Source organism: Geodermatophilus sp. SYSU D01176 (assembly GCF_054050015.1).
The window spans coordinates 1-23902 of record NZ_JBJGYN010000052.1 but is presented as its reverse complement, the minus strand read 5'-3'; the positions used below and the strand labels follow the sequence as shown (position 1 = coordinate 23902).

Annotated in this window: 15 protein-coding genes, 1 tRNA gene and 2 pseudogenes; 12 read left to right on the top strand and 6 right to left on the bottom strand. The window is 73.7% G+C overall.

The features are described 5' to 3' along the window. Nucleotides 1-47 precede the first annotated feature (47 nt). Nucleotides 48-455 carry a hypothetical protein gene (locus ACI78Z_RS21015; RefSeq protein ID WP_457038472.1) on the top strand — a complete coding sequence of 136 codons (408 nt, stop codon included), beginning with the start codon at nt 48-50 and terminating at the stop codon, nt 453-455. Between the two features lie 70 nt (nt 456-525). Then, on the top strand, nt 526-1929 hold the full coding sequence (locus ACI78Z_RS21010; RefSeq protein ID WP_457038471.1) for a glycine--tRNA ligase: 1404 nt from the start codon (nt 526-528) through the stop codon (nt 1927-1929). 66 nt (nt 1930-1995) lie between these two features. On the opposite strand, the gene ACI78Z_RS21005 is transcribed toward ACI78Z_RS21010, so the two are convergent. Beyond that, entirely contained in the window at nt 1996-4125 is a 2130-nt protein-coding gene (locus tag ACI78Z_RS21005) for a serine/threonine-protein kinase (protein WP_457038470.1), read from the bottom strand. Between the two features lie 257 nt (nt 4126-4382). Between ACI78Z_RS21005 and dusB the strand changes: the two genes are divergently transcribed. From dusB to ACI78Z_RS20970, 7 genes are all read left to right on the top strand, one after another. Beyond that, nucleotides 4383-5555 carry a tRNA dihydrouridine synthase DusB gene (gene dusB / locus ACI78Z_RS21000; RefSeq protein ID WP_457038469.1) on the top strand — a complete coding sequence of 391 codons (1173 nt, stop codon included), beginning with the start codon at nt 4383-4385 and terminating at the stop codon, nt 5553-5555. 5 nt (nt 5556-5560) lie between these two features. Further along, complete coding sequence (locus ACI78Z_RS20995) at nt 5561-6007, top strand: hypothetical protein (RefSeq protein ID WP_457038468.1); 447 nt, start codon at nt 5561-5563, stop codon at nt 6005-6007. 281 nt (nt 6008-6288) lie between these two features. Continuing rightward, nucleotides 6289-9000: a pyruvate, phosphate dikinase gene (gene ppdK, locus ACI78Z_RS20990; protein ID WP_457038467.1), complete on the top strand. Its 2712-nt coding sequence runs from the start codon at nt 6289-6291 to the stop codon at nt 8998-9000. Between the two features lie 134 nt (nt 9001-9134). Then, entirely contained in the window at nt 9135-9764 is a 630-nt protein-coding gene (locus tag ACI78Z_RS20985) for a YdcF family protein (RefSeq protein ID WP_457038466.1), read from the top strand. Then, nucleotides 9761-10288, top strand: a complete 528-nt coding sequence (locus tag ACI78Z_RS20980) for a hypothetical protein (RefSeq protein WP_457038465.1) — start codon at nt 9761-9763, stop codon at nt 10286-10288. The genes ACI78Z_RS20985 and ACI78Z_RS20980 overlap by 4 nt, the downstream gene beginning before the upstream one ends. Continuing rightward, on the top strand, nt 10288-12792 hold the full coding sequence (gene dnaG, locus ACI78Z_RS20975; RefSeq protein ID WP_457038464.1) for a DNA primase: 2505 nt from the start codon (nt 10288-10290) through the stop codon (nt 12790-12792). Before ACI78Z_RS20980 ends, dnaG begins: the two co-directional genes overlap by 1 nt. Continuing rightward, complete coding sequence (locus tag ACI78Z_RS20970) at nt 12789-13370, top strand: hypothetical protein (protein WP_457038463.1); 582 nt, start codon at nt 12789-12791, stop codon at nt 13368-13370. Before dnaG ends, ACI78Z_RS20970 begins: the two co-directional genes overlap by 4 nt. A gap of 22 nt (nt 13371-13392) precedes the next feature. On the opposite strand, the gene ACI78Z_RS20965 is transcribed toward ACI78Z_RS20970, so the two are convergent. Continuing rightward, complete coding sequence (locus ACI78Z_RS20965; RefSeq protein ID WP_457038462.1) at nt 13393-13713, bottom strand: hypothetical protein; 321 nt, start codon at nt 13711-13713, stop codon at nt 13393-13395. 139 nt (nt 13714-13852) lie between these two features. On the opposite strand from ACI78Z_RS20965, the gene ACI78Z_RS20960 reads away from it, so the two are divergent. Next, nucleotides 13853-13925 (top strand) — tRNA-Asn (locus ACI78Z_RS20960). A 76-nt stretch (nt 13926-14001) separates the two neighbouring features. On the opposite strand, the pseudogene ACI78Z_RS20955 reads toward ACI78Z_RS20960, so the two are convergent. Both ACI78Z_RS20955 and ACI78Z_RS20950 read right to left on the bottom strand, forming a co-directional pair. Next, nucleotides 14002-14655 (bottom strand): annotated as a pseudogene (locus ACI78Z_RS20955) (IS256 family transposase); the annotation flags it as partial. A 359-nt stretch (nt 14656-15014) separates the two neighbouring features. Next, on the bottom strand, nt 15015-15443 hold the full coding sequence (locus ACI78Z_RS20950) for an ATP-binding protein (protein WP_457038461.1): 429 nt from the start codon (nt 15441-15443) through the stop codon (nt 15015-15017). A gap of 220 nt (nt 15444-15663) precedes the next feature. Between ACI78Z_RS20950 and ACI78Z_RS20945 the strand changes: the two genes are divergently transcribed. After that, nucleotides 15664-16902, top strand: coding sequence for a PP2C family protein-serine/threonine phosphatase (locus ACI78Z_RS20945; protein WP_457038460.1), 1239 nt, complete (start codon nt 15664-15666; stop codon nt 16900-16902). Then, nucleotides 16899-17234, top strand: a complete 336-nt coding sequence (locus tag ACI78Z_RS20940; RefSeq protein ID WP_457038459.1) for an STAS domain-containing protein — start codon at nt 16899-16901, stop codon at nt 17232-17234. The genes ACI78Z_RS20945 and ACI78Z_RS20940 overlap by 4 nt, the downstream gene beginning before the upstream one ends. A 211-nt stretch (nt 17235-17445) precedes the next feature. On the opposite strand, the gene mobF is transcribed toward ACI78Z_RS20940, so the two are convergent. Then, a complete protein-coding gene (mobF, locus tag ACI78Z_RS20935; protein WP_457038479.1) occupies nt 17446-22947 on the bottom strand; it encodes a MobF family relaxase in 5502 nt (1833 codons plus the stop codon). Between the two features lie 780 nt (nt 22948-23727). Then, a pseudogene (locus tag ACI78Z_RS20930) lies at nt 23728-23902 on the bottom strand (IS256 family transposase); the annotation flags it as partial.

Sequence of the window (23902 nt, the reverse complement as noted above, 5' to 3'; positions counted from 1 at the left end):
CCGTGGGCACCCACCGTGCCGCGGCACCCGAGCAGGGAGGACGCGCGATGAGCGAGCCCGAGCGGGACGACCGGCCACCCCCGGCGTCCGCGGAACCCACGATGGAGGTCGGGCCTCCTCCGGTGCCCGGCCGGGCCGTGCGGGACCAGCTCGCGCGCGGCGAGCTCGCCACGCCCCCCGTCCGCCCGGACGAGCCGACCGTCACCCTCTCCGGCCCGGCGTCGCGGGACCCCGACCGCACGCTGGAGCTGGACGGCACGCTGCGCGCCGGCGTCGCCGTCGGCCCGAGGCCCCGGCGACGCCGGCGCACGTGGCCGTGGATCGCGGCCGTCGTGGTCGCGCTGTTCGTCCTCGGCGCCGTCCTGCTCGTCATGCTGTGGCGGGGAGCCACGATCGACGGCGACGTCGACCTCATCGGCTGGGCGGGCGGCTGGGCCGGGCCGGGCGGCGGCTGAGCAGGCAGGTGCGGGCATCTACCGTGGACGGGTCAACCCGCCGACCGCCAGCCGGATGGAGCCCCCCGCCGTGAGCGCCAGCACCGCCAAGCACGACCCCGCCCGCCTCGACAAGGTGGTGAACCTCTGCAAGCGCCGGGGGTTCGTCTTCCCGTCGGGCGAGATCTACGGCGGCACCCGCTCCGCCTGGGACTACGGCCCCCTGGGCACCGAGCTCAAGGAGAACATCAAGCGGCAGTGGTGGCGCACGGTCGTCCAGAGCCGGGACGACATCGTCGGCCTGGACTCCTCGGTGATCCTGCCGCGGCAGACCTGGGTGGCCTCCGGTCACGTCGGCGTCTTCACCGACCCGCTCACCGAGTGCCAGAGCTGCCACAAGCGCTTCCGGGCCGACCACCTCGAGGAGGAGTTCGAGGCGCGCAAGGGCCGGGCGCCGGAGAACGGCCTGGCCGACATCGCCTGCCCGAACTGCGGCACGAAGGGCGCGTGGACCGAGCCGCGCGACTTCAACATGATGCTCAAGACGTACCTCGGCCCGGTCGAGGACGACAACGGGCTGCACTACCTGCGCCCGGAGACCGCCCAGGGCATCTTCGTGAACTTCGCCAACGTGATGGGCGCGGCCCGGAAGAAGCCGCCGTTCGGCATCGGCCAGATCGGCAAGTCCTTCCGCAACGAGATCACCCCCGGCAACTTCATCTTCCGGACCCGCGAGTTCGAGCAGATGGAGATGGAGTTCTTCGTCGAGCCCGGCACCGACGAGCAGTGGCACCAGTACTGGATCGACGAGCGCACCCGCTGGTACACCGACCTCGGCATCGCCCGGGAGAACCTGCGGCACTACGAGCACCCGAAGGAGAAGCTCTCGCACTACTCGACGCGCACCGTCGACATCGAGTACCGCTTCGGCTTCCAGGGCTCGGAGTGGGGCGAGCTCGAGGGCATCGCCAACCGCACCGACTTCGACCTGAAGACGCACTCGGAGCACTCCGGCGCCGACCTCACCTACTTCGACCAGGCCACCAACACCCGCTGGACGCCGTACGTCATCGAGCCGGCCGCCGGCCTGACCCGCTCGCTGATGGCGTTCCTCATCGAGGCCTACTCCGAGGACGAGGCGCCCAACGCCAAGGGCGGCGTCGACACCCGCACGGTGCTGCGGCTCGACCCGCGGCTGGCGCCGGTGAAGGCCGCCGTCCTGCCGCTGTCGCGCAACGCCGACCTCTCGCCCAAGGCCCGGGACCTGGCGGCGACGCTGCGGCAGAGCTGGAACGTCGACTTCGACGACGCCGGCGCGATCGGGCGCCGGTACCGGCGGCAGGACGAGATCGGGACGCCGTTCTGCCTCACCGTCGACTTCGACACCCTCACCGACGAGGCGGTGACCGTCCGCGAGCGCGACTCGATGAGCCAGGAGCGCATCGGGCTGGACCGGGTCGAGACCTACCTGAAGACCCGCCTGCCCGTCTGCTGAGCCAGCCGGACCGCCGGGGTGGCCCCGTCCCGAGCCGGCGAGGGGTGGGGAGGACGGGGTCCTCGCTCAGGGCGCCCCGACGGTGAGGACGGTGACCGTGGCGCTGTTGAGGCCGGTGACGTAGGCCTTCACCCCGTCGGGGGCGACGTCGACGCTGGTCGGGCCGTCCCCGGCGGGCACCCGTGCGGTGACCTCCAGGGTCGCGGTGTCGACCACGGTGACGGTGTCGCTGTCCACGTCGGCGGTGTAGAAGTGCCGGCCGTCGGGGGCGTAGGCGATGTCCTGGGGGTTGCTGCCCACGGCGACGGTCCCGACGACGGTGTTCGCCGCCGTGTCGATGACCGTCACGTCGTCGCTGTTGAAGTTGGTCACGGCGACCCGCGTCCCGTCGGGGGAGATGGCGACGCTGTGCGGGGACGTCCCCGCCGGGAGGGTGAGCAGGACCCGGCCGCCGTCGTGCAGGTCGAGCACGCTGACCTGGTTGGACTCGTGGTTGGCGGTGTAGCCCCACCGGCCGTCGGCGCTGACCTCGATCCAGTGCGGGTTGGGCACCACCTCGTAGGAGTCGGCCTCCCGCATCGTGGCGGTGTCGAGGACCTCGACCCGGCGCTCGTCGTGCAGGGGGACGTAGAGCAGCCGCCCGTCGGGGGAGGTGTCGGGCGTGGAGGGCCGCAGCCCCACCGGGACCGGCGCGCTCACCTCGTTGGTGACTGTCTCCACCGCGACCACGAAGTTCTCCGTGTACTCCGGCGCGTTGGTCACGGTGACGTAGGCCCGGCTCCCGTCGGGCGTGAAGGTGAGGAAGTGCGGGGGGCCGGCGTCGATGTCGATGGTGCCGTTGACCGTCCGCGTGGTGGTGTCGAGGACGGAGAGGATCCGCTCGTCCCGGTGGGCGATGTAGGCGAACCGGCCGTCGGGGGACAGCTCGAGGTAGCCGGGAGTGGGCCGGACCGGGATGGCCTCGGGGTCGACGGTCGGGATGGCCATGCTCTGGGCGGGCGGCGCCGGGGCCGGCACCGCCGACGTGTCCGGCTCGGCCGCGGCGGCCGAGCCCGCGTCCGCCGAGGCGGCCGCACCGTCGTCGTCGTCGGCCCACGGTCCGCGCAGGACGGCGTACGTGCCGGCCACCAGCGCCAGCACCGCCGCGACGACGAGGGCCGGCACGGCTCTGCGCCGTCCCCGCGGGCTCCTGGAGGACGGCGGGGCGAGCGTCGTGCCCGGTGCCGACGGCGGGGGCAGCTGGTCCACCGAGCTGTGCCGGCCGTCCCGGGACACCACCCCGACGCCCGCCGGTGACGGGGACGGGGGATGCGGCGGTGCCACGGTCGGCGGGAGGGCGGCGGGCACCGTCGCGGAGGCGCGGACGGTGGGTGCGGGACCGGACTCCAGGGCTGCCCGGGCGGCGCTGATCAGCTCGGTCGGCGTGGCGAACCGGTCGTCGGCCCGCTTGGCCATGCCCCGGGCGATGACGTCGTCCATGGCCGCGGGGACGCCGTCCACCATCTCGCTGGGCCGCGGCGGGTCGCAGTTCAGGTGGGCGAAGAGCAGGGCCGGCAGGTCGTCCCCGCGGAAGGGCCGGGTGGCGGTCAGGCACTCGGCGAGGACGCAGGCCAGCGAGTACACGTCCACCCGCCCGTCGATGCTCTGGTGGGTGAACCGCTCGGGGGCCATGTAGTCGAGGGTCCCGACGGTCGCGCCGGTGATCGTCAGCGACGTGCGGGTGCTGCCCACCGACCGGGCGATGCCGAAGTCGACGACGTAGACGAAGTCGTTGGCGGTCACCAGGATGTTGCTGGGCTTGACGTCGCGGTGCACGAGGCCGTCGGCGTGGGCGGCGGTGAGGGCGTCGGCGACCTGCGCCAGCAGCACCACGGCGCGGGCCGGCGGCAGCGGACCCTCGGTGAGGATCTCGGCCAGGTCCCGGCCGTCGACCAGGCGCATGTCGATGAACAGCCGCCCGTCGATCTCGCCGTAGTCGTGGATCGGGATGATGTGCGGCTCACGGAGCCGCGCGGCGACGTGGGACTCCCGGCGGAAGCGGCTCAGGAACTCCGGGTCCCGGTTGAGGCTCTCGGGGAGCAGCTTGAGCGCGACCCACCGGTCCCGTCGGGTGTCCCTGGCCCGCCAGACCTCTCCCATGCCGCCGACGCCGATGAGCGCCTCGAGTTCGTAGTCGCCGAACCGCCGTGGACTCATCCCGCGGGCTCCCTCGGAGAGCAGACCCGTGCGCCGGCCACCCCGGTGGACGCCGTCCCGGCGCACGCTGCGCGGAGCATAGGAGCGGCCCCGTCGCGAAGGGGCTGGTCACGGGTCCGGCGGCCCGGCGGGGGCCCGCTCCCCGCGCGGCGGACACGGAGAGTCCCGCACCAGGGCGGGTGCCCGCGACCGCCGCGCGGCGGTTTCCGCGGAAACCGCCGACGGGGGTGATCCGGCTCGCCACCTACCCTGGGACCGTGAGCAGCAGCGTCCTCGAGCGGCCGTCGTCCCCCGCGACCGGCCCCGCTCCGCTGCGCCTGGGCCCGCTCACCGTCGACCCGGCCGTGGTGCTCGCGCCGATGGCCGGCATCACCAACCCGGCCTTCCGCACGCTGTGCCGGGAGTTCGGCGCCGGCCTCTACGTCTGCGAGATGATCACCACGCGGGCGCTGGTCGAGCGCAACGAGAAGACGCTGCAGATGGTCCGCGCCACCCCCGACGAGCAGGACGCCTTCTCGGTCCAGCTCTACGGCGTCGACCCGGCCACGGTCGGCCGCGCGGTGGAGATGCTGGTCGACGAGGGCGTCGCCGGCACCCGCCCGGCGCACATCGACCTGAACTTCGGCTGCCCGGTGCCCAAGGTGACCCGCAAGGGCGGCGGCTCGGCGCTCCCGTGGCGGCGCGTGCTGTTCGCCGACATCGTGCGGGCGGCCGTCCGTGCCGCCGGCGACGTCCCGGTCACGGTGAAGACCCGCATCGGCATCGACGCCGACCACGTCACCTACCTCGACGCCGGGCGGATCGCGCAGGACCAGGGCGCCGCGGCGATCACCCTGCACGGGCGCACCGCCGACCAGCTCTACAGCGGCACCGCCGACTGGGCGCCGATCGCGCGGCTGGTCGAGACCGTCGACATCCCGGTGCTCGGCAACGGGGACATCTGGGAGGCCGACGACGCGCTGCGGATCGTCGCCGGGACCGGGTGCGCCGGTGTCGTCATCGGGCGGGGCTGCCTGGGCCGGCCGTGGCTGTTCGGCGACCTGGCCGCCGCCTTCGCGGGCGAGAGCCGCCGCGCCCTGCCGACGCTGCGGGAGGTGGCCGCGGTCATGCACCGGCACGCCACGCTGCTCTCCGAGGAGCAGGGCGAGCTGCACGGCTGCACCGACTTCCGCAAGCACGTCGCCTGGTACCTGAAGGGGTTCGCCGTCGGCTCCGACGTCCGCCGCGCGCTGGCCATGGTCAGTTCCCTCGACGAGCTGGCCGAGCTGCTGGCCGGCATCCCCGACCAGCCCTACCCGGAGGCGGTGCTCGGCGGGCCGCGCGGGCGCACCAGCCCCCCGCGTCCCGTGGCGCTGCCCGAGGGCTGGCTGGCCGACCGCGACGACCCCCGGCCGCCGGCCGGGGCCGAGCTGCTCGTGAGCGGCGGGTGAGTGCCATGAGTGACGGCCCCTACCTCTACGACGACGACCCGGCGCCGCTGCACACCGGCACCCCGCGCCCGGCGCGCGCGCTGATCCTCGCGGTGATCGGCGGGACCGTGGCGGTCGCCGTCGGCATGGCCGTCGGGCTGCCGCTGGTCAAGGGCAGCCCGGAGGAGCAGGCCCGCGAGGTCACCGGGGTGTTCCTCGCCGCGCTGGCCCAGGACGACGTCGAGACCGCCCACGGCCTGCTGTGCGCCGACGAACGCGCCCGGATGGCGCCCGCGGCGCTGCCCACCGAGTACGCCGCGGGGGGCACCGGGCAGATCGCGGGCACCATCGCCGACGAGCTGGACGGCGCACCGGTGCAGCGCGTCGACGTCGCCTGGAGCGACGGCAGCACCACCACCCTCACCGTCGTCAGCGAGCAGGGCGCCCGCGTCTGCGGGACCTCGGCCGGCTGACGGAGCACCGCCCTTCCCCCCACGTCGCGCGGCCCCTGGCTGACGGTCGTTCCAGGACGTCACCAGGGCGCGCGGCGGTGCCCGGGACGGGGCCGCCCGCACCGTCCTGCGCCGCAGGCTGGCGTGTCACCGACCGGTGGGCCACCATCACTGCCTGGCCCCGAGCGGACGTATGAGACGTCTACGCCTCGGGCCGGGCTCGCTGGGGCGGCGGACGGGGGACCCGGGGCGCCGTCCCCGGCAGGCAGCGACCAGCCGGCGGACGAGCGCGGAGGTGCACGGTGGGCAGCGGTACCGGGACGGTCACCTGGGTCTACGACTTCAGCGAGGGCAACAAGGACCAGAAGGACCTGCTGGGCGGCAAGGGCGCCAACCTGGCGGAGATGACCAACCTCGGGCTGCCGGTGCCGCCCGGGTTCACCATCACCACCGACGCCTGCCGCCACTACCTCGAGCACGGCAACACCCCGCCGGACCTCGCCAACCAGGTCACCGAGCACCTGACCGCGCTGGAGAAGGCGATGGGCAAGACCCTCGGCGACCCGGCGGACCCGCTGCTGGTCTCGGTGCGCTCCGGGGCCGCGGCGTCGATGCCCGGGATGATGGAGACCGTCCTCAACGTCGGCCTCAACGACGAGTCGGTCCGCGGGCTGGCCGCCCAGTCCGGCAGCGAGCGCTTCGCGTGGGACTCCTACCGCCGGCTGATCCAGATGTTCGGCAAGACCGTGCTCGGCATCGAGGGTGAGCTGTTCGACGAGGCCCTCGAGGAGGTCAAGCGCGAGCAGGGCACCGAGTCCGACCTGGACCTCGACGCCGCGCACCTCGAGGACGTCATCGGCCGGTTCAAGGCCATCGTGCGCGAGCACTGCGGCCGCGACTTCCCGCAGGACCCGCGCGAGCAGCTGGACCTGGCCATCAACGCCGTCTTCGACTCGTGGAACTCCGAGCGGGCGGTCCTCTACCGCCGCCGCGAGCGCATCCCCTCGGACGCCGGAACCGCCGTCAACGTCTGCTCCATGGTGTTCGGCAACCTCGGCATGGACTCGGGCACGGGCGTGGCGTTCACCCGTGACCCCGGCACCGGCGAGCAGGGCGTGTACGGCGACTACCTGCAGAACGCGCAGGGTGAGGACGTCGTCGCCGGCATCCGCAACACCGTGCCGCTGCCCGAGCTGGAGCGGATCGACGAGGGCGCCTACCGCGAGCTGCTGTCGACCATGAGCACGCTGGAGTCGCACTACCGCGACCTGTGCGACATCGAGTTCACCGTCGAGCGCAACAAGCTCTGGATGCTGCAGACCCGGGTCGGCAAGCGGACGGCGGCCGCGGCCTTCCGGATCGCCACCCAGCTGGTCGACGAGGGCCTCATCGACATGGACGAGGCGGTCCGGCGGGTCACCGGCGACCAGTTGGCCCAGCTGATGTTCCCGCGGTTCGTCTCCGGCGGGGACGCCACCCAGCTCACCCAGGGCATGAACGCCTCGCCCGGCGCCGCGGTCGGCAAGGCGGTGTTCGCCTCGGAGACCGCCGTCCAGTGGGCCGACCGGGGCGAGAAGGTGGTCCTGGTCCGGCGGGAGACCAACCCCGACGACCTCGCCGGGATGATCGCCGCCGAGGGCGTGCTCACCAGCCGCGGCGGCAAGACCTCGCACGCCGCCGTCGTCGCGCGGGGCATGGGCAAGACCTGCGTGTGCGGCGCGGAGGAGCTGCAGGTCGACACGAAGAACCGCCGCTTCACCGCCCCCGGCGGCGTCACCGTCGAGGAGGGCGACGTCATCTCCATCGACGGCTCCACCGGCAAGGTGTGGCTCGGCGAGGTGCCGGTCGAGGCCCCCGCCGTCGTCCGCTACTTCGAGGGCGAGATCGACCCCAACTCCACCGAGGCCGACGACCTGGTACGCAGCGTGCACCGCATCCTCACCCACGCCGACGAGGTCCGGCGCCTGGACGTGCGCACCAACGCCGACACCCCCGAGGACTCCGCCCGCGCCCGCCGCTTCGGCGCCCGCGGGATCGGCCTGTGCCGGACCGAGCACATGTTCCTCGGCGACCGGCGACAGCTGGTGGAGAAGCTGATCCTGGCCGAGGACGACGAGGGCAAGCAGGCCGCCCTGGACGCGCTGGCCCCGCTGCAGAAGCAGGACTTCCTGGAGATCTTCGAGGCGATGGACGGGCTGCCGGTGACCGTGCGGCTGCTCGACCCGCCGCTGCACGAGTTCCTGCCCGACCTCACCGACCTCTCGGTGCGGGTGGCGGTCGCCGAGGCGCAGGGCCACCCGGACGAGGCCAACCTGCGGCTGCTGGCCGCCGTCCGCCGGCTGCACGAGCAGAACCCGATGCTGGGGCTGCGCGGCGTGCGGCTCGGCCTGGTGGTCAAGGGGCTGTTCGCCATGCAGGTGCGGGCCATCGCCGAGGCGGCCTGCGAGCGCAAGGCGGCCGGCGGCGACCCGCGGCCGGAGATCATGATCCCGCTGGTGGGAGCGGTGCAGGAGCTGGAGGCGATCCGCGAGGAGTCCGAGCAGGTGCTGGCGGACGTGTTCGGCGAGTGCGGCGCCGAGCTCGACGTCCTCATCGGCACCATGATCGAGGTACCGCGCGCCGCGCTGACCGCCGCGGAGCTCGCCGCGTCGGCCGAGTTCTTCTCCTTCGGCACCAACGACCTCACCCAGATGACCTGGGGCTTCTCCCGGGACGACGTCGAGGCCGCGTTCTTCCACGCCTACCTGGACAAGGGCATCTTCGGGGTCTCGCCGTTCGAGTCGCTGGACCGGCCGGGCGTCGGCCGGCTCGTGCAGGTGGCCGTCGAGGAGGGCCGATCGGCGCGGCCGGACCTCAAGCTGGGCGTCTGCGGCGAGCACGGCGGCGACCCCGACTCGGTGCACTTCTTCCACGAGGTGGGGCTGGACTACGTGTCCTGCTCGCCGTTCCGGGTGCCGGTGGCCCGGCTCGAGGCCGGCCGCGCCGCCCTGGGAGCCGAGCGCGAGGGCTCGTGAGGGGCCTCGCGAGATCTGCACAGTGGCGGTCATCAGGCGCCTGATGACGACGGGTGTGCAGATCTCGCGGGGGTAGCCCGGCACACCCGCCGCACCGTCCCCGGACGGACGGACCCGCGTGGTACCCATGACGCGTGGGCGTGCGTGCGGGGAGCCTGGTGGGCCGGGTGGTGGGCGCCCTGCTGCTCGCCGTCGTCCTGCTCGTCGTCTCCACCGCCACCGCGATCTGGTGGACGGCGCGGCAGGACTCGCAGCCGCCGTCGGACGCGATCGTGGTGCTCGGGTCGGCGCAGTACAACGGCGTCCCGTCGTCGATCTTCGAGGCGCGCCTCGAGCACGCGCGCACGCTCTACGAGGACGGCGTCGCGCCGGTGGTCGTGACCGTCGGCGGCAAGGCCGACGGCGACCAGTACACCGAGGCCGAGTCCGGCCGCGCCTACCTGGCCGAGGCCGGGATCCCGGAGGACGCGCTGCTGGCCGTCGAGGAAGGCGCGGACACGCTGGAGAGCATGCAGGCCGTCGGCGTCGCGTTCGACGAGCGCGGCTGGGCCTCGGCGGTGCTGGTGACCGACCCGTGGCACGCCATGCGCGCGGAGCGGATGGCCGAGGACGCCGGCATCACCGCCGACAGCTCGCCGACCCGGCAGGGCCCGGCGGTGCAGACCCGCACCACGCAGTTCCGCTACATCCTCCGCGAGACGGCGGCGTACCTGCTCTACCGCGCGACCGGCGAGAGCGTCGCGGGCGCGCCGGGGATCGGGTGAGGCGCGTGCTCGAGCTGGGCAAGGCCGGCGCGGCCGGTACCGGGAAGGGTGTGCGGCCCGTGCTCCGCGACGGCGTCGTCGTCGCCACGCTGCGGGCCTCGAACTGGAAGGAGGCGGCCACGGCCGTCGTCGACGACCGCGAGTGGGTGCTCGCGAAGGACGGGCGGGAGCTCGTCGGCCGGTGGCCGGCCGACCTGGCGGGGACCGCGCGGCTGCGCGCCCGGCAGACGTCGTGGTGGCGCGGCACGTGGGACGTCGACCTCGAGGGCCTGGTGCTGCATGCGGCGCGTGCGTCGCTGTGGCGCGGTGCGCTGCGGTACACCGACGACGGTCGGCAGGTGGCCGTCGGCGGGACGACCGGCGGCTGGTCGCCCCGGCCGACCCTGACCGCCGACGTGCCGCTGCCGCTGCCGCTGCACCAGCAGGTCTTCCTGCTGTGGGTGGAGCTCGTCCTGGCGCGCCGGGATGCCGCCGTCGCCGGCGGAGTCAGCGGCGGTGGCGACGGCGGCGGAGGAGGGGACTGATGGCCGGGCGGGGACGCATCCGGGCCGCCGACATCGCGCTGGTCCGCGAGCGGTCGAAGATCGACGAGATCGTCGGCGACCACCTGCAGCTCAAGCGCGCGGGTGGCGGCAGCCTCAAGGGGCTGTGCCCGTTCCACGACGAGAAGTCGCCTTCGTTCCACGTCACGCCGTCGAGGGGCCTCTACCACTGCCTGGCCGGCGAGACCGGGGTCCTCACCGAGGACGGCGTCGTCCCCATCCGCGAGCTCGCCGGCCGCACGGTCCGGGTGCTCGACGGCGACGGCCGCTGGGTCGAGGCGCCGTTCCGGTCCTACGGCCTGCAGCGTCTGATGAAGCTGACGCTCACCCGCAACGGCCGGACGAAGGTCCTCCACGCGACCGACGAGCACCGCTGGTTCGTCACCTCCGGGCCGAGGCGTCAGGACCGACGGGAGACCGTCACCAGGGACCTGTTGCCCGGCGACCGGCTGGTGTCGTCCGTCGCCGTGACACGGCCCGTCCCACGGATCGCGTCGGCCGGTGGGACGGGATCGACGCGGCGGGCGGTGGCCACGCTCCTCGGACGCAAGGAGGCGGAGGTGGCGCGCTGGGTGCCGGACCCCTCCGCCGACCTGCGGGCCCGCCCGGCGCGGGCCCTGGAGGCGGCTCTGCTACGGACGGCCTGGAAGCACTCTGAGGCCCGGCACTGGAGGAGGAGCTGGGTCGTCCGGTCGGTCGAGTGGACCGACCGGGTGGAGGAGGTGTTCTGCGCGGAGGTCCCGGGGACGCACGCCTTCACGCTCGAGGACGACATCCTCACCGGGAACTGCTTCGGCTGCGGCGTCGGCGGTGACGTCATCCGCTTCGTGCAGGAGATCGACCACCTGTCGTTCACCGAGGCGGTCGAGCTGCTGGCCGGACGGGCCAACCTCGAGCTGCACTACGAGGACGACGGCGGCCGCCCCACCGGCGCGCCCGACCGTTCCCAGGTCGGGCAACGGGCCCGGTTGGTCGCGGCCAACACCGCGGCCGCGGCCTTCTACGCCGAGCAGCTGGGCAGCCCGGACGCCGCGCCGGCCCGGCAGTTCCTCGCCGACCGTGGCTTCGACCGGCAGGTGGCGCTGGACTTCGGCTGCGGCTTCGCCCCGGGCGGCTGGGACGCGCTGACCCGCCACCTGCGCGGCGCGGGCTTCACCCAGCAGGAGCTGGTGACCGCGGGCCTGGCCAAGGAGTCCAGCCGCGGCACGCTCATCGACCGCTTCCACCGGCGGCTGGTCTGGCCGATCCGCGACATCACCGGCGACGTCATCGGCTTCGGCGCCCGCAAGCTGATGGAGGACGACCCGGGCCCCAAGTACCTCAACACCCCGGAGACGCCGCTCTACAAGAAGAGCAGCGTGCTCTACGGCATCGACCGGGCCAAGCGGGACATCGCCCGCCGCCACCAGGCCGTCGTCGTCGAGGGCTACACCGACGTCATGGCCTGCCACCTGGCCGGGGTGACCACCGCGGTCGCTTCGTGCGGGACCGCGTTCGGCCCCGAGCACATCAGCGTGCTGCGCCGGCTGCTGATGGACCAGGACGAGTTCCGCGGGGAGGTCATCTACACCTTCGACGGCGACGCCGCCGGGCAGGCCGCGGCGATGAAGACCTTCGCCGAGGACCAGCGCTTCGTCGGGCAGACCTTCGTCGCCGTCGAGCCCGACGGCCGCGACCCCTGCGAGCTGCGGCAGGCGCACGGCGACGCCGCCGTCCGGGACCTGGTGGGCCGCCGGACGCCGTTGATCGCCTTCGTGCTCAAGACCACGCTGGCCGGCTACGACCTCGACACTGTCGAGGGGCGGGTCGCCGCGCTGGAGAAGACCGCGCCGCTGGTCGCGCAGATCAAGGACCACGCGCTGCGGCCGGCCTACGCCCGCCAGCTGGCCGGGATGATCGGCAACACCGACGAGTCCGAGGTGCTCGAGCGGGTCCGCCGGATCACCGGCGACAGCGGTGGCCCGCCGCAGCGCGGCCGGCCGCGGACCCCGCAGAAGAGCCCGGACGACGTCGCGGTCGAGGTCGAGCGGGAGGCGCTCAAGGCCGCGCTGCAGAGCCCGGAGCTCGCCGGGCCGTCGTTCGACGCGATCCCCGTCGCGGCGTACACCGACCCCGACTACGCGGCGGTCGCCGCCGCGGTCGCCGGGGCCGGGGGAGCGGCGGCCACCCGGGTCACCGGCCCGGCGTGGCTCGACGAGGTGGCCGCCCACTGCTCGCGGGAGAGCGCGACGGCGCTGCTGACCGCCCTGGCCGTCGAGCCGATGCGCTCGGTGGGTGAGGCCGACGCCGGCTACGTGAACGCGGTGCTGGCCCGCCTGGAGGAGATGCACACCGTCCGCCAGGTGGCCGCGCTCAAGGGGCGGCTGCAGCGGATGAACCCGGTCGAGGCCGGTGACGAGTACATGAGGGCCTTCGGCCAGCTCATGGCCCTCGAGCAGCAGGCGATCTCGCTGCGCAAGCGGGCGATGGGCGGGCTGGGGGAGTGACGCTGCTGGACCGGCTGCGGCGGCGGTTCACCCGGCCACCGGAGGCCGTGCGGGCGGTGGTGCTCGCCTCGTCCGATCCGGACGAGCGGGTGCTGGCCTGGGGGACCCTGGCCCGCGACGAGGGCTGGCTGGTGGCGACGTCCCGCGGGCTGCGCCGCGTGCCGGCGGACCTGCCGCTGCCGCAGGCCGGTGAGGTCGGCCTCCTGCCGTGGCACGAGGTCGGCACGGCCCGGTGGACGGCGACCGGCGACGGCGGGGGCCGGTTCGAGGTGACCCCGCTGACCGAGGTGGAGCCGGGGGTGCAGGCGCGGCTGCCGGTCGAGCGGCACGCGCTGCGCCACGCGGGGGGCCTGCCGCCCGTCGTCCGCCGGCGGGTGGACCAGACGGTGGTCGCCAGCCGGCGGTCGCCGCTCCCGGGCGGGGGCGGGGTGGTCCTGGTGGCCCGGCGGCTGCCGGGTCGGGCCGAGCGCGAGTGGACCGTCGTCTTCGACGACGACGCCGACCGCGCCGACCCCGCCGCGCGGGAGGCCGCGCGGCAGAAGCTCGCCGAGGCGGTCGCGGCCGACCAGCCGGGCTGAACCGGCCGCGACCCGCAACGGATCAGACGCCGCCGGAGGTGTCCGGCGGCGGCAGCGGGGTGTCCGACGCCGGGGTGGTGCCGGAGGCCGCCCGGGCCCGCGGGACCGAGCCCGTGCCGGACGTCGTCGAGCGGTCGCCGGAGCTGCTGAGGCCGACCCGGGCCTTGGCCGAGTTCAGGACGCCGTCGGCGCGGGCCTGCGCCATACCGGCCAGGCCCTGCAGCTGCGGGTTGTCCTTGGCCTGCTCCCAGGCGCGGCGGATCTGCTCGTAGCGCTCGGTGCCCGCCTTGGCGCCGAGCACGTAGCCGGCACCGAAGCCGACGAGGAAGGACAGCTTCGCCATGGCGAACCCCCAGGTGGGACGCAGGAGAGTGGATGATCACGGTAACCGCCGACGGTGTGGCGCGCGACGCGGCGGGCCCTCCGCAGCCCGGTCGACGGCGTGGGGTAACCTCGTCCCTGCGCGCGGGCCAGCCCGCCGATCCCCCGTAGCTCAATTGGCAGAGCATGCGACTGTTAATCGCAGGGTTATTGGTTCGAGTCCAATCGGGGGAGCAAAACCGCAGGTCAGACCGCCGCCAGCTCATTGAGCGTCCGAGTGGGCCATGAAGAACCCATGATGTAGGTCGGTCAGATCGCGGAAGAACGCCGTTCCGCCGGCGCCGTCCTCGGCGGAGGTGACCTGCAGGCCCAGGATTTCCCGGTGCCCGTCGCCGTTGACCCCGGTGGCCACCAGGGCGTGCACGTTCACCACCCGGCCGCCCTCGCGGACCTTGAGCACCAGGGCGTCGGCGGCCACGAACGTGTAAGGCCCCTGGTCGAGGGGGCGGTGGCGGAACGCGGCGACCTGCGCGTCGAGGTCGCGCCATCTCGCTGACCCGGGACTTGCTCAGCCGGGTGATTCCGAGGGACTCCACCAGCTTCTCCATCCGCCGGGTCGAGACGCCCAGCAGGTAGCAGGTGGCCACCACGGTGGTCAGCGCCCGCTCGGCGCGCCGGCGGGGCTCGAGCAGCCAGTCAGGGAAGTACGAGCCGGCCCGCAGCTTGGGGATCGCCAGGTCCAAGGTGCCGGCGCGGGTGTCGAACTCCCGGGTCCGGTAGCCGTTGCGGGTGTTGACCCGCTCGGCCGAGCGGACGCCGTACTCGGCGCCGCAGACCGCATCGGCCTCCGCGGACATGAGCGTGTTGATGAAGATGGTGAGCATCTGCCGCAGCAGGTCCGGGCTGGCCTGGCCAGCTGCTCGTCCAGAAAGCGGGCAGGGTCGATACTGCTGGGAGCGGTCATCGCGTCGAACTCCTGAAGGACTGTGAGAGGTCTCCAGAAGATCACGCGGTGGCCGCCTCGACGTTCCGGGCCCGCTGCTCAGCGGGGCCGTCGCACACCACTCTGGTGGACGCCACTCGGACTTGAGTCATCCCCGATAGGGGAACCCTCTGCGATGCAGCCGGGCCGTGCGCATCCTCCGTGTACGGGCGTCCCGCAGACGATCCCCCTGCGGGTCGTCGGCCATGAGTGGCTGACCCTCGCACGCGACGTACCGCTGCATCAAAGCATGATCCCCGCGCAGCGCGTCTCGGAAGGCCAGTTGCTCGGCCCACCGCTCGCTGTACGCGGTCAGTTGATGCGAATGAACCGCCTGTGCGTCACCCCTCTTCTACTTGCTGGTCCCTGCTGGTTGAGATTACGGCCCAGACGATCTTGGTGCTTCGGGTGAGAGACCAGCCGTGGTGGTCGGCGAGGTCGGCGACCAGGTAAAGGCCGAACCCCCCGCGGCCGGGGTCGCGGCCTTGCGCGGGATGGGGTGGTTGCCCGGCCGCGGAGTCGGTGATCGCGATCATCCAGTGATCGCCGGATCTGCTGAGCATGGCCCCGACGGGCGCCCCGCCGTGGCGTAGGCCGTTGGAGGCCAGCTCATCGACGATGAGCACCATCCGCTCGGACCAGTGCTCCCGCTCCGGGTGCACCACCACCGGACTTCCCGTCAGCTCGGTGCGCAGCCGGGCCCGCAGGTGAACCAGTTCGGCCAGCGAGCGTAGCTCGTGATGCCAGACGGTGGCGAATCCGTGCGGCACGGCGCGGCACGGCCACAGCCCAGGCGCCACCACCACCCGCCCCTCTACGCCGTCTCGTCTCGTGCCGACCCTAGAGCCGGGGCGCTTCGTGTGCCCGGCCGGGGATGACGCCTACGCGGCGTGACGCAGAGAAAGCAGCGGATAGGGTTTCCCTGGTGGCCCGCCGGAGCGCGCCGCCACGGGTCCGGTCCCGACCACTTCAGCCGTAGGGGGCGTGCTCATGTCGACGGTCACCGACGAGGCTCAGCGGCTGGCGGCCGTCCGCCGCTATGAGGTGCTGGACAGTCCACCGGACGGCTCCTTCGAGCGCATCACCTCGTTGGCCGCCCGGCTGTTCGACGTGCCCATCTCGATCGTGAGCATCGTCGACGCCGACCGCATCTGGTTCAAGTCCCACCACGGCGTAGACGCCGAGGAGGTCGACCGAGAGCCGGGTCTGTGCGCCTCGGCGGTGCTGCAGTCGGGGCCGTGGCTGGTCAACGACGCCCGCAACGACCCGCGCACGCTGGCCAACCCGCTGGTCGCCGGCGAGCTCGGGCTGCAGTTTTACGCCGGTGTGCCGCTGACGACCCATGACGGGCACAACCTGGGCACGCTGTGCATTATCGATCAGCAGCCCCGTCAACTGACCGACGCGCAGGTGGCCTCGCTGAGCGACCTGGCGCAGGTGGTCATGGACGAGCTTGAGCTGCGGCTGGCCGCCCGCCGGACCGTTGAGCTGGAAAGTCAGCTGCGCCGGGGCGCGGAGGACATCGCCCGCACCCTGCAGTCCAGCCTGCTGCCGGCCCGTATCCCGGAGATTCGCGGGCTGGACATCGCTGCCCGGTATCACGTCGCCAACGCCGACCAGGTCGGTGGCGACTTCTACGACGTCGTACCGGACGCGGCGGGCGGCTGCGCGATCGTGGTCGGCGACGCCTGCGGCAAGGGCACCGCAGCCGCCGCCCTGACCGGAACTGCGCGGTGGGTACTGCGGGCCACCGTGACCGAGACGTGGACGCCGGCCGGTGCACTGGCCCGGCTGAACACGGTCATGGCCCGCGCCCACGAAGGGGATCGGGACTACTGCACGGCCGCGCTGGTCGCTGTCGCCCCGGTCCGCGAGGGACAGACCACGGTGACCGTCGGGCTCGCCGGCCACCCGCATCCGCTGCTCGTCCGCGCCGACGGCAGCATCGAACGCGTCGGCCGGACCTCCCCGGTTGTGGGCTGGACGCTGGAGGCCTCCTACCGCGAGATCGCCACCGCCATGCGCAGCGGTGACCTGCTGGTGCTGTTCACCGACGGAACCCTCGAAGTGGTGGCCGGGCACGGCGCGACAGACGACCAGCAGGTGCGGGCACTGCTGGCCCCATTGGCCGGGCGTCCGGCAGACGACGTGGCGCGGGCACTGGACGAGGTGCTCGGCGCCGCGACACTGAGGGACGACGCTGCCTTCGTGGTCGTCGCAGTCCAGTGAGCCAGTCCGTCCCCGGAGACATTGGGTTCGCCGTCCGCGCCGAGGAGCGCAGTGACCACCTTCGCGTGCTGGTCACCGGCGAACTCGACCTCTACCGCGAGGCCGAGCTGCGCAGCTGCGTCGAGGCCCTGCTCGTTGATCGGACACTGGAGAGGCTCGTGCTCGACGTCTGCGGGCTGCAGTTCCTGGACTCCTCCGGGCTACGGGCGCTGCTCGCCTGTCGCGACCGCGCCCGCTCCGCCGGCGTCGCCTTGACCCTGGCCGTCACTGCTGGACCGGTGACCCGCCTACTCGACGTCGCCGGCGTCCGGGACTGGTTCCACTACGAGTAACCGGCGACCGACCCCGACCCTCCGCTGAGTGCTGCGCCCCGAACGCCGACCCCGGGGCTGGAGCAGACCGAATCACGAGGCCGGCGAGGGCCCCCTCGTCGGCGGGCCGGTGAGGCGCTGCGATCGTCGCCGCTACCGACGCCCCAGTCATACCGGTCGGCGCAGGTTGATGGCCGACCCACGAATGGCGCGTGTCCCAGTGAAGGAACCCCTACCGGGAATGGTGCAGATCAGGTCGTGTGCCAGGCGACGGCCGTCCCGTAAGAGCCGTCCGGTGACGATCCTCGAATGGGGGCGTCAACCGGGACGCCTGGTCGGTGCCGGTCGTAGCCCTGCGAGCCGGCGCTGTGATCGGTTCGGTGTCGAGCACGGCCCTGTGGACGGTGCCGGGCGGCACGCCGAGGGCCTCGGTGACGCGGTCGATGTGGGCCAGCCACCGGCTGGGTGGCAGAGCGATGATGACGGCGCCCACGTCGCGCAGTGCCGCGTGGATGTCCGAAGTGCTTCCGTCGCGCAAGGCCGGGGTGAGGCGGGCGTCGAGCAAGGTGTCGGCGAGGCTGGTCGAGGTGTCGATGGCCGTCTGCAGAGCGGTGGCGCCGTCGCGGTGGAGGAGGTCTGCAGGATCCGACCCCTCGGGGAGGTCCAGTCGGCGTGGGTCGTCGCCCCGGGCGGTGAGCTGCCAGTAGATGCGCTCGGCGGCCTGCTGCCCGGCGGGGTCGTTGTCGGTGGCCACGAGGATGCCGGGACCGGCGGGGCGGATGTAGGAGCCGAGGAGGTGGGCTTGCTGGTCGGTGAGGGCGGTGCCGAGGGTGGCGACGCCGACGGTCTGTCCGGCACCGGCCAGGGTGAGGGCGAGGGCGTCCAGCGGTCCCTCGACGAGGGCTGGAGTGGCGCCGGCGGTCAGTGCGGCCCGACCTTCGTGGAGGCCGAACAGGTGCTCGCCCTTGCGGTACAGGTCGGTGCCCGGGGTGTTGAGGTACTTGGGCCCGGCGGGTCCGTCGTGGGGTGCGGTGGGGTTGCGGCGGGCGATGAAGCCGACTACGGCGCCCTCGAGGTCGTGGATGGGAAAGGTGAGCCGGTCGCGGAACCGGTCGATCAGCGCGCCGGTGCGGGCGCGCTGGGCGAGGCCGGCGGCGAGCAGCTCCTGGTCGGTGGCGCCGAGGCCGCGCAGGTGGTCGGCGAGCGCGGTCCAGCCGGCGGGGGCGTAGCCGGGGGTGAACATCGGATCGGCGGTGAGGTCGGTGCCCAGCCGGTCGTGCAGGTAGCCCGGTGCCCACGAGGCGGCGTAGTGGTCGGTGAAGAAGGCGGCGGCCTGGGTGTTGAGCTCGATGAGCCGGTCGCGGGGGACGGCGGCGGTGGCCCAGAAGTGCTGCTCGAGCAGGTAGTCCGCGTCGTCGCCGGCATCGACGGCGCCGGTGGAGGTGAACGGGTCCGGCGTGCGATACCGCGGCGGCGCCGGGGGAGGGGTGTCGTAGTCGGGGTCGAACGGCGCGTCTTCGTCGCCGGACAGCACGTCCGCCGGCTGGGCGGTGGCGGTCGTGGAGACGTCCACGGGCAGCAACAGGTGCGCGTCGTCGGGTGGCTGCAGGTCGGCCGGCAGCGGCTCGAGGACGTCGATCGGTGCGGGGTCGGATAGTGCGGCGACGCGGAACACCAAGGCCTCGGCGATCTCGTCGCCGGCTCGGTCGACGGCCACCGTCGCAGGCAGGCCGGTGACGGCGGCACCAAGCAGGTCGGCGGGGCTCCAGCCGGCGCGGATGCCGGTGATGACCGCGGCGACCAGCGCCGGCCACGCCGGGGCGCCCAGTACGCGTTGGGTGTGTTCGGCGGGCAGGAGCCCGAAGAGGACGGTGCACCACTCCGGTCGCAGCGCCACCGCGTCGGGGCCGATGGGAGGCACGGTCGCAGGCGACAGGTGGGGCGCGAGCCGCCACCACAGGGCGGCAGCGGGCAGGTCGTCGGGCAACGGCCGCCCGGCGGCGACCGCAGCCAGCAGACCGGCGGCATCTAGGCCGGCGCGGTCGGCGGCGGTCAGCCGCTCGGCCAGGGCCGGCCAGTGGGTGTCGTGGCGGATGCGGGAGTCGAGGCTGTCGGCCAGGGCCGCCCACACCGACCGGCCCGCGGGGGTGACAGCGAGGGCCCGGTTGAGCTGGACCTGATGGTGCCGTTCGGCGGTCGGGAACCGCGGCGGTCCGGTGGGTCGCCGGTCGTCGGCCGGGATGCCCAGGGCGGCCCGCCAGACGGCGAGGTCCGCGCGCAGGGCGGCCCGTTCGTCGGCCAGTAGAGAGCGGGCCCAGCCGGGTGCGGTGGCCGGTGTCATGGTCCCGGCCGCGGCCGCGACCCGGGCCGCGCAGCCGGTGACCTGGGTGGCGCGGGCGGCCAGGTAGGGGCCCCAGTGCGGATCGTCGGCCAGCGCAGCGGGGACAGCGGGCAACCACGCCAGCGGACCGGGCGGGCCGGTGGCGGACAGCCGCCAGTCCAGGACCGCAGCCGGGTCGGCGGCGCTGTCCAGTCCCCGCAACCCGGCGGCAGTGGTCAGCGCGGCGACGGGGTCGCTGCCGGCGAGGGCCAGCAGCGCCAGGTGCCCGCGCAGCACCGGCCAGGCCGGCGCCGCCGTCAGCCCGGGCCGGAGATGCTCGGCGGCGCCCTCCAGTTCTTCTGCGACTCGCGGTCCGAGGCGGTGCTCGGCGGCGAAGCGCAACGCGTCGGCGTAGCGGACGGCGGCGGTGTGCAGCTGCGCGGCCGGGTCGGCCAGCTCTCGGCGGGCGCCGGCCGCGGAGATCTGGGCGTCGTCGCGGGCCAGCGTGGCGACCAGCAGGTCGGTCGCGGTCGGCGGGGACACGGCGGCAGGGGTGACGATGCTGTGCGGGTCGCCGTCCCCGACGGTGGAGAGGTAGACGTGGTTGGCGTCGCGGCCGCGGGAGAGCGCGACGTAGAGCAGCTGCCGGCTCTCGGCCCCGGTCAGCACGGTGTGGCAGGTGTCGGCGGTGACGCCCTGGGCGCCGTGCACGGTGGCCGCGTAGCCCAGCTGCACGTGTTCCCGGACGTAGGTCGCCGGCAGGGTGAGGCGTCGCTTGGTGCCGGTGTGGACGACGTCGAGGGCGCCGTCGCCGCCGACGGCCCGCACGGTGAAGCGGTCGCCGTTCTTCACCCAGTCGGTGACACCGAGCGGCAGGGTCCGGTCGTTGCGGCGGGTGATCACGGCGTCGCCCGCCCCCGCGCGGGTGCCGTCGGCGAGAACGACCTCGGGGCCCGGTGGGCCGGGGGAGTGGGCCAGCCGGTCGGCGCGAGCCTGCTCGTTCAGCCGCACCACGACCTCGCGCGTGGCCGCCAGCAACAGTGCATCCTTGCCGGCGTCGCGGTCGGCCGCCCACGCGGCATAGGCCTGCTCGGCGCAGGTGGCCAGGTCACCGACGTGCACCCGGCCGGCGTCGAGGTAGAAGCCCAGCCCGGCGATGTCGCCGTCGCGGAGGGCGACGGTGGCCGCGGCCTCGGCCGGGTCGGCGAAGCGCACCACCTGGGTGAGCGTGACCGCGCCGTGCGTGGCGGCGATCTCGCCCAGCACCCCGCCGGCGGCGACCGCGGTCAGCTGCTGCGGGTCGCCGACCAACCGGACGCTGCCGCCGCGCCCCAGGACGTAGTCGGTGGCGCGGGCCAGCTCCACGGTGCCGGCCATGCCGGCCTCGTCGACGACGACCAGCGTGCCCGGCCCGATGTCGGCCACCCACTCCGGCGGCGTGCCTGCGTCGAGGGACCAGGTCAGCTTGGCCAGGGTGTCGCAGCGGCCGGCCAGGGAGGAGCGCATCGTCGCCGCGGCGACCGCGGAGGGAGCCAGCCCGAGCACGCTGCCCCCGCTGGCGGTCCAGGCCCGCGCCAGGGTCGCCAGAGCGGTGGTCTTGCCTGCCCCGGCTGGGGCAACGGCCAGCTGCACCCGGGCGCCGCTGCCGGCCAGATCTCGTACCAGCTGCGCCTGCCCGGGGTTGAGCTCGGTGCCGTTGGCGGTGGCCTCCAGCAGCGCCAGCTCGACGACGGCCGCATCGGCCCGGCGCCCATCCGTGCGCCCGGCGGCCGTGATCAGCAGCGCCTCGGCGCCCAGCACAGCCTGGCTGGTGTAGAGCTGGGCGCCGGCGACGGTGTAGACGCTGGCGCCGTCCGAGCGGCGCAGCTCCGGTGGCTCGACCACCGGATCCGGTGCACCCAGCGGAACGGACAGCGCGGGGGACAGCGCCGTCGCGGTCACCCGGGACACCGCGCTCTCGACGTCGCCGGGGGACAGGCCGGCGGCGCGCACCACCCGCTCGGCCTCGGCGTGCACGTGCCAGAACTGCCAGCTCGCCCGCTGCCCGCTCACCGTCTCCAGCACCCTGGCCGCAGCCGACCGGACCCAGACCTCGGAGACACCGGGCGGACGCGGCGCAGGAGCACGACGCAGGACGCGGTCGAGCATGGCGGCCAGGTCCGACGGGCTACCGAGGACGCCCAGGGCCTGCTGCCGCCAGGCCACCCGCTGCTCGGCCAGCGAGCGCGGCTCGTGTTTGGCCTCCCGCGTCTCCAAGGTGGCCTGCTGAGCCAGCGCGATCGCCTCGCTCGTCGTCGGCGGACGGCCGTGCTCGGCCTGGAAGCCGGCGGCCAGCTGCCCGCGACGGACGTCGATCGCCTGCCGCCGCGAGGACCAGGTGGTGAGCAACCGGGAGTCGACACCGACGACCTCGCGGACCGTCCGCTTGCCCGGCTCCCGGCCCGAGCGCTCGGCGAAGCGCACGCCCAGTCCGGCCACCAGGTGGGCCTCCAGTCGGGTGTTGTAGTGCTCCGAGGCCGCGACGTTGGCCTTGTAGAGGACCCGGCCGTCCAGGGCCCGCCACCGCCCGTCGGCGGTCTGCACCTTGTTGCTCACCGCCACGTGGGTGTGCAGGTCCGGATCCCCGGCGCGCGAGTCGCGGTGGGTGAACACCGCCGCGATCAGCCCGGTGGTCTCCACCTGGCGCGCCCCGCCGGCGCCCAGCCGGGTGAAGCAGGCGTGTTGTCCTAGCCAAGCCAGCGTGTCGGCAACCGCGGCAGCATGGGCGGCCTCGACCTGCTCGGCCACCTCCCGCGGCGCCAGTGCCCACAGCGCCGAGACCGACTTCACCGGCGAGAAGGTCAGGTCGTAGCCGGCCACCGCGCGGGTTGCCGGCCGGGAGGCCCGGGCGAGGAACCCCGACAACTCCCGGGCGTCGGCCGGCGGTCGGCCGTACACCTCGGTGAACATCCCGCGCGCAACCTCGCCACGGATGCGGGCCCGCTCCGGCTCGGGCAGAGGCGCATCACGCGGACGTCCACGTGCGACGTTGATCGCGGCGAACTCCTGCGCGCAGCGAGCGCGGAGGCCATCAGCAGGTGCGGGGTAGATCAGGAACGGCAGGCCGAGGGCACCCGCGGCCCGCGCCTGCTCCGCCGTTCCCCCGGCGGCCAGGGCCTGGGCCTCCAAGTGCCCGGCGTCGGGATGGCGTCCCTGCCCGAACAGCGCCTTCATCTGCGCCTCGCCGACCGGCTGCCCGGCAGACACCCCGCTCAACCCGGCCAGGCCACCGCCGGCCCAGACGCCGGGGGACTCACCGCGCTGGGAGTAGTAGTCGCCCAGGCCGGCCAGGCCCCGTTCGGTGGTGTCCATCGCCGCGACCTGCCGCGTCAGATACGGGTACCCGTCACCCGCGGTCAATTTGTGCAGCGACATCACGGCCGCGGACGCTAGGAAGGCGATCTCCGGTATCCCTTGCGTGAACCTCCTGTTGGCGACTTCGTTGGTCGAGTGGGCCCACCTCGGGTGTCGCCGCGGCGCACCGCCGCGGCGCGCAGGTTTCCCGTGATGCGGGAGAGCACGGCCTTGAGAGCTGGCCGCTGTCGGCGACGGCAGCGACCCGGTCAGGCGACCCTCCGGATCGCTCGCGCTGATCCCCCTGGCAAGGCAGCCCGGGCGTTCGGCTGGCGGGGGAGCCGCTTGGCGGAAGGCCACCGGGCCTGTAGCGGAGGTCAGCAGTCCCACCATCGGCCGCCGGCTGCCACCTAGACGACGCGACCTGCAGCTCCAGAGTGCATGAGGTGTGATGGCTCGCGATCTTGAAAGAACAGAGACGTCTCCAATGGATGGTTGATCGAGGTGCCGGGTGCGCGTGGCGGCTATGCGGCGAGCTGCTGACCGGCGCGTGGAGTGATCTCGATGTGGGCCACGTGAGGGGTGGTCCAGTGACGGCGTTCGAGGGGCGCTCTTGCACCGCGTAGTGCGAGCCGTCCCACCAGCGGCCCGGTGGGGGTGGACCGACTTCGGTCGCCGTTGACCGGTGGCTGAGGTTGGCGCCGCGAATTCGCCGAGGTGCTTGGCTCTGTCCTGTGCGGGGAGGATGGTGGCGCGCTGACAGGCGCTCGGTCCCGCAACCGAAGGATGTCGACGACGCCTGGGTGACGTCCCGCTGAGTGGTGGAAGTAGTCCTCACCGTGCTGGTCAGCGGTGTGGTGACTATGACGCGATCAGGGCCGGCTGCGCCACCTCCTCGACCGGCTCGGTCCGCTTCAGCAGGGCCATGGAGCCTTCGGAGAGGTAGCGACGGTCGGAGACCTGCCACTCGTCGTGGGCCTCGACCAGCACCGCACCGGCCAGCCGCAGCAGCGCTTCGGGATTGGGGAAGACGCCC

Excerpts from the sequence above, each read along its gene's own strand:
- ACI78Z_RS21015 (WP_457038472.1), top strand. The coding sequence starts at position 48 with ATGAGCGAGCCCGAGCGGGACGACCGGCCACCCCCGGCGTCCGCGGAA.
- ACI78Z_RS21005 (WP_457038470.1), bottom strand. The coding sequence starts at position 4,125 with ATGAGTCCACGGCGGTTCGGCGACTACGAACTCGAGGCGCTCATCGGC.
- ACI78Z_RS20995 (WP_457038468.1), top strand. The coding sequence starts at position 5,561 with ATGAGTGACGGCCCCTACCTCTACGACGACGACCCGGCGCCGCTGCAC.
- dnaG (WP_457038464.1), top strand. The coding sequence starts at position 10,288 with ATGGCCGGGCGGGGACGCATCCGGGCCGCCGACATCGCGCTGGTCCGC.
- ACI78Z_RS20965 (WP_457038462.1), bottom strand. The coding sequence starts at position 13,713 with ATGGCGAAGCTGTCCTTCCTCGTCGGCTTCGGTGCCGGCTACGTGCTC.
- ACI78Z_RS20945 (WP_457038460.1), top strand. The coding sequence starts at position 15,664 with ATGTCGACGGTCACCGACGAGGCTCAGCGGCTGGCGGCCGTCCGCCGC.
- mobF (WP_457038479.1), bottom strand. The coding sequence starts at position 22,947 with ATGTCGCTGCACAAATTGACCGCGGGTGACGGGTACCCGTATCTGACG.